Here is a 5,851-nt window from a genome sequence, read left to right on the forward strand (position 1 = left end):
CCCCCAGACCCCGCCGTACAAGTGGTGGAACTGGCACGACAACTACGACGCAGAGGCCTCGCCTGACCCGAAGTGGATCGACATAATAACCGACCCTTACGAAGCCGCCCGAAAGCGCGCGGCAGAGGAGAAAGCCTGACCGAGGCCCATCCCGCCCACTCGACCGGCGGCGCGAGCCGTGATGACGAGGGCGCCACGGCGGCCCTCGGCCTGGCCGAATGACTGTGCCTGGCCGCCACGCCGACCTTCGCGATCATAGCCCTGCTGACGGGTCTGGGCGGGAGCCCGATGGAAGGTTCTGTTCGTCCGGGCACGCGGCGCCGCGGGCGGAATGGCCATCACGTCTCACGGTCATCGGCGTAAGACCGAATGAGCGAGACGAACACATTTGGGCTGCTATTAGGGGACGCCTGCCCAACCTTTCTATATTGGCGGCAGGGGAGGTCTTGAGGGGTGGAAGACTGCGAACGCTAAGTTCGAGTGGCTGGGCGAGACGTTCGAGGCAGGTTTCAATCCCTTGAAATAGCTGCGTTAGGATACCGACCAGGTCACGAGGGGCCAACTGTATAACGTGGATTGCAAGCCCCCGCTACAGACTTAAGACACAGGGGCCTGCTCGCGCTCGGCGAGCAAGCCCCTGAATTGTTCCCCTTCAGTGCGCCCTTCAAGCCCTGGGGGCGGCGTTGAGCGCAGTGGGTCATGTCGAGGGGTGGATCAGGGTATTGTACGTGTGGGTATGAATGCCGTGGTATTCGACGAAGCGCATAAGTGGTCTCTTTGGCTCTCCCTGTGGCTTGCGGGTGGAACAGCGGATCTGTTCATTGGGTTTCTCCTCCTTCGGTACGCGAGGCGCCAGTGGTTTGCCTGGCTCATGTGGCTTGTGTTCGCGGTGATCTGGGCTACGCCACTCGGTGTGCTCGTGCGCGACCATCTCGCGATTCGGCATGCCCTGGTCTCAGGCAGCTACTCGGTCGTCGAAGGCCCGGTGGAGAACTTCCATCCGATGCCACATCACGGACATACGCTTGAATGGTTCGAGGTGAAGGGAGTCCGGTTTCGCTACTCCGATTTTACGGTGACGCGGTGCTTCAACAACACCACCTCACACGGAGGACCGATTCGGGCGGGCTTGAGAGTTCGCCTCACCTATATCGCGTGGCCTGACCTCGATATCGAGCACTGCATACTCCGGTTGGAAATTTTGTCCATAGCGCGGTTTGCGGGCCCCTGAAGTTGCCCCGGTTCTGTGGAGAGTCAACCCTTGGGATAGCTCTTGCCGTCCCCCCCTTCCTTGGAGTTCTTGTTCTTCTTTCCACCGGCCGCGCGCATCCTTGTCGTCGGCTCGCCGGGGGCATCTGGATGCCTCCCCGCTCTCACGGAATCGATCCTACGCGATCCTAGGAGTTTATTCGGCGTAGAGGTCTCGCACGAATCCGTCTCGTTCAAGTTCGTCGAGGAATGACCCATCACTGACCGCGGCGAGCGAGGGAGCATCTTCGCCAGGTCGGTCTACCGCCAACTCCTGGAGAAGCTTCTGGAGCCCGGACGCGGATGGGCGCGGCAGCGGCTGAAATCGCGGCGCATAGAAATCGTACGCGGCTTCGACTGCGCCACGGTCCTGAAAGCCCAGGAAGCGCTGGAGCAATGGGATCACGTCGGCGGGCTTGGTCTTGAACAGGTGGATCCCCTCGACGTATCCTCTAACGAGCCGCGTGACCATAGAGCGGTTCGCAACGATGAAGCGACGGGTGCATCCCACTGCGGCCGGGGAAAACCCGGTGCCTGGTGTCTCGATGACGTTCAACCCAAACTCTCGCGGTCCCAGGAACCGATAGTCGAACGGGAGGGTGCCTGCGTCCGTCTCGCCGGAACCTAGCGCCGCATAGATCTTCCCGAAGGTGCCGAGGGGGATCGGGGTTGCTGTCACACCCCAGGTCCGGAGCGCCACACGAAGAGAGAGTGTCGTTTGCCCGGACTCGGTCAGGACCCCAATGCGCATGCCGTTGAGCTGACTCGGCTCCGAAATCGCGGGGCGGGCTAGGATACTTGTGGTTCCACTCGGAGACGGTGCCTGCGGCGTAAGGAGGATGACGGTGTCATGGCCGTCAAGGACGCCTTGAATCAGCGGCGAACTGCCAGTCTCAGCGAACTCCCAGTCGCCTCGAATGAGCCCGGCAGCTGCCTCCGGCCCGCCGGTCTCGAGCTTCGGGAACACAACCTCAAGCCCCAGCCGTCTGAAGATGCCAGACTCCGTGGCAATCCAGCCGAGATTCTGATTCGTTGCGCGCAGTCCCGTTACAGTGCGGACGGTCCGGCCGGCTCCCAGCGCGTCATGGAGACCTTCAGTCGCCATCGCGCTAAGCCCCCGCTGCGCCGACCATGTCGCGAAGGCGGCGGAGATTTTGAACTCTGGCGACCGCGAAAGGATTGGACGACAAACCGCACCGCGGGCCAACTCGCCAAAATTACGAATCCACCAAACACTCGCGCAACCATCGCTCGAATTATCTCCCGCTCCCCGCTCGAGGCTAGGCGCGTGAGTGCTTCCGGAAGAATTCCGCGATGCCACTCTTCTGCAGGGTCCCTGCGGCAACAGCCAACACTGCATTGAAGAGGGCCTCATTCGTCGCACGGACGCGAACGCCATTCATCTCCAGGAACACGAGCGCGGCGACGATTCCAGTCCGCTTGTTGCCATCCAGAAATGGATGGTTCTTCACAATATGGAAGACATATGCTGCGGCCATCTCGAAAAGGTCGACGTGAGAATATGCCGTGCCGCTTCCTGCTTGCGGCATGGCAAGAGCCGACTGAAGGAGGCTCAGATCGCGAATTCCTCCGGCACCGCCGTATCGTTTTATCTGGTCGTCATGGATCAGAAGAGCTTCTTCCAGGTCGAGGAAGAGCGGCGGCACGAGTTAGTCCGCGAGGCGTTTCAACACGCGATGGTACCGCCTGTTCACGGTCTCCACGGCCCTGCGAAATGATTCTCGTCGCTTTGTGTCGCGTGCAGGCGTAAGCACCAAACTCCGGCCGTCAGTGGTGAGCGACAGAGGAGTGTCGGCCTGGATGTTGAGTAACTCGAGGACGCTACGGTCGATCACGAGAGCGAGACTATTCCCGTGCTTCGTTAGATGCTTAATCATGCGGCTATTTCTCCGTTACTCATTGTGATAACAATGTATCACCTGTGATCTACCCAGGTCAAGCACCTCGGTTGAGGTGAACTTTGGGAATGAGGCTCAAAACGCACTCCCAATGGTCCTCGGTGGAAATGAGAAGTACAGTGGCGACAAGCCGAATCACTCGTCGAGCTCCGGATGACCCGAGGGCCCAAGAGCTGAGTTTTCTAATGGACTTCAATCGTAAGGCCATACTGCAGCGGACTTGGTTATGCCAATGTATTTGCGCTCGATGACTTTCCGAACCTCGTAGAGTTCTTCACACCCCTGAGGGTACGGCAGATGCCAAATCAAGCTTGAAGATATCTGGAAACAGATCCGCGGGACCATCAAGCCAGCGGCGTCAGTCTGATCGGGAAAGCCGCTACCGCGCCAGCGGGTTGACCGGCCTCCCGCCCTCCCGCACCTCGAAGAACAGGTGCGGGCCGGTGCTCCAGCCCGAGCTCCCGACCCGCGCGATCGTCTGACCCCTATGCACGCGTTCTCCCGCGCGCACGGCATACGAGGAAAGATGCGAGTAGGTCGTGGAGACGCCGTTCCCGTGATTCAAAATCACGAGCATGCCGTTCGCCGGCATCTGCCCGGCATAGATGACCGTGCCGTCCGCCGGCGCCTCGACGGGCGTCCCCCAGGGTGCGGCGATGTCGATACCGGTGTGGAACTCCGGCGTCTGGAAGATCGGATGGATCCGCCATCCATATCCCGACGTGATCTCGCCCCACACCGGACGGCGCAGGAGAGCGCCGAGGAATGCCGGCACCGGTCCGATATGCTCTGTGCCTGCCGCGCCGAGGATGATCGTTCTGATCCGCTCGGACTCCGCGTCGAGCCGTGTTAGCGCGACGTGTTCTTCTGCTGCGATCCGGCCCAACCGCTCCTGGCGGTTCGCCCCTGAATCCAGGACCGTCCCGCGCAGCTGCTGCAGGCGCTCCGCCGACTGCCGCGGCGCCGAAAGCAGCAGCAGAAACTGCCCGGATCGCACGTGCTCGCCGGGCCTCGCCATGTTGGTCGTGACCCAACCCTCGATCGGCGCACGGATCTGGCTGCGGTCGAGATCGAGTTCGGCCTCGCGGATGGCCGTGTCCGCGTTCACCAAGTCGGCTTCGGCGGCGGCCACCTGCCGGGCGGCCTGCTCCGCTTCGAGGATTCTGGCCTGGACCTGGCGGACCAGACCTTCGGCGCGCAAGACGTCCCACCGGCGGACGGGTGCGGAATGGGACGCGGCGTCGTTCCGCTGCTGCGCCCGGTGTGCGGCCTCCAGTTGGACCTGGGCCTGCTGCAGCGACGCCGCGGCCGCGGCGACGCGTGCGCTCGCGGCGTCGTAGGCGAGTTGGTCGCTGCTCACCTGCTGGGCCGGAATCGCCCCTTCGGTCAGCAGCGCCTTGTCTCGGTCGACCGTCTGCCGCGCCGCAGCCAGTTCTGCCTGCGCCGCCTGCAGATTGTCCTGCGCGGCGGCGACCGCGTGCCGTGCTTCTTCAACCGCGGGCCCCACCGGTTGTCCCCGGGTTCCCTGCCCGACGTTCCCCGGGCCCGCTGCCTGTGCCCGCCGCAGCGATGCCGCGGCAGATTTGGCCTGGTCAAGCGCCGATTGGTACACGGCCGAGTCGTCGCGTACTTCCCGCGCCGAGATCAGGCCCTGCGCGAGCAACGTCTGGTCGCGCTCCATCGCGCGCTGCGTCGTTGCCAGCTTTGCCTCCGCCGCCCGAACGACGTCGGCTTGTGCCGCGACCAGCTGGGCGCGCGCGTGCTCCAGCGCGACGGCGATGCCGTCGTCGCTTGGTTGGACCCCGGCGCGGGTAGGTGGAGCCGCCACCCGCAGGCTTGGGACGGTAGCCAGCGCTGCCCGAACGGCGGCGCGGACCGCGCGTTCCCGGACGGTCAGCACGGACCTGGCCGTGGACACGCGGCCCTGCGCGGCGCCGGCCGCGGTGCGTGCGCGCGTCAGGGCCTCCCGGTAGCCGGTGGAATCCAGCTCCACCAGGAGCGTTCCGGCGGGCACATGCTCACGAGGGGCCGCCAGCACTCTGGCGATCGTCCCGGAGCTTTGAGCCGCGACCTCCACGAGCTCTGTCGCGGCGGGACGGTCCTCGACTCGAACGGACGGCACATGAACCGGCTGGGGCCCTCTGCCCGCGGCAGGCAGGCTCAACACCGCCAGGCCGACAAGCGGCCACAGCAGCCACGTCAAGGATCGTTTTCCTCGCGACTGTCCGTTCATTCTCACCGGTCCCGGTCTGCACGTATCCTCAATGTAGTTTCATCCCAAAGGACGCAACGCTCTCAACCAGCTGCGCATTTCCACTGTACGGCAGCTCCCGTAATGACGGACGGTCAGATTCTCGGCCTGCTCAGTCGGGATGACGTCATTAGCTTCTTTCGCACACTGAAGGAACTCGGCGTCTGGCCCAGCGCACGCGGGCCATCCGCTTCGTCGTCCCTAAGGTAGAAAACCTCGGGCGCGGTGAAGGTCTTCCCGGTCCCTGGCTTGAAGCCCCTCACGACTTTCGGGTCAGACCGATGTTGGCGTGATCAGCGTGGTGAGGAGGATAGGAGTCAATGAAGCCTGTGGCGAGCGGGGTGAGCTCAGTCCGGGAGTATCTTCAGAAACGAATCGAGCGGTCCAGCAAGCGGATTGCGCTCGCGAGGAAAGCGGCCGCGGCCAAACCGCC

The 5,851-nt window shown here is 63.4% G+C and carries 4 protein-coding genes; 1 reads left to right on the forward strand and 3 read right to left on the reverse strand.

Going from position 1 to position 5,851, the window contains the following annotated elements:
• Positions 1–736 precede the first annotated feature (736 nt).
• Entirely contained in the window at positions 737–1,231 is a 495-nt protein-coding gene (locus VFP86_12560) for a hypothetical protein (GenBank protein ID HET9000471.1), read from the forward strand.
• Between the two features lie 174 nt (positions 1,232–1,405).
• Here VFP86_12560 and VFP86_12565 read toward each other — a convergent pair whose 3' ends face one another.
• The 3 genes from VFP86_12565 to VFP86_12575 form a co-directional block, all read right to left on the reverse strand.
• Positions 1,406–2,353, reverse strand: coding sequence for a hypothetical protein (locus VFP86_12565; protein ID HET9000472.1), 948 nt, complete (start codon positions 2,351–2,353; stop codon positions 1,406–1,408).
• A gap of 175 nt (positions 2,354–2,528) precedes the next feature.
• Positions 2,529–2,915: a type II toxin-antitoxin system death-on-curing family toxin gene (locus VFP86_12570; GenBank protein HET9000473.1), complete on the reverse strand. Its 387-nt coding sequence runs from the start codon at positions 2,913–2,915 to the stop codon at positions 2,529–2,531.
• 631 nt (positions 2,916–3,546) lie between these two features.
• Positions 3,547–5,370, reverse strand: a complete 1,824-nt coding sequence (locus VFP86_12575; protein ID HET9000474.1) for a peptidoglycan DD-metalloendopeptidase family protein — start codon at positions 5,368–5,370, stop codon at positions 3,547–3,549.
• Positions 5,371–5,851 lie beyond the last annotated feature (481 nt).

The organism is bacterium (genome assembly GCA_035703895.1).
GTDB lineage: Bacteria > Sysuimicrobiota > Sysuimicrobiia > Sysuimicrobiales > Segetimicrobiaceae > Segetimicrobium.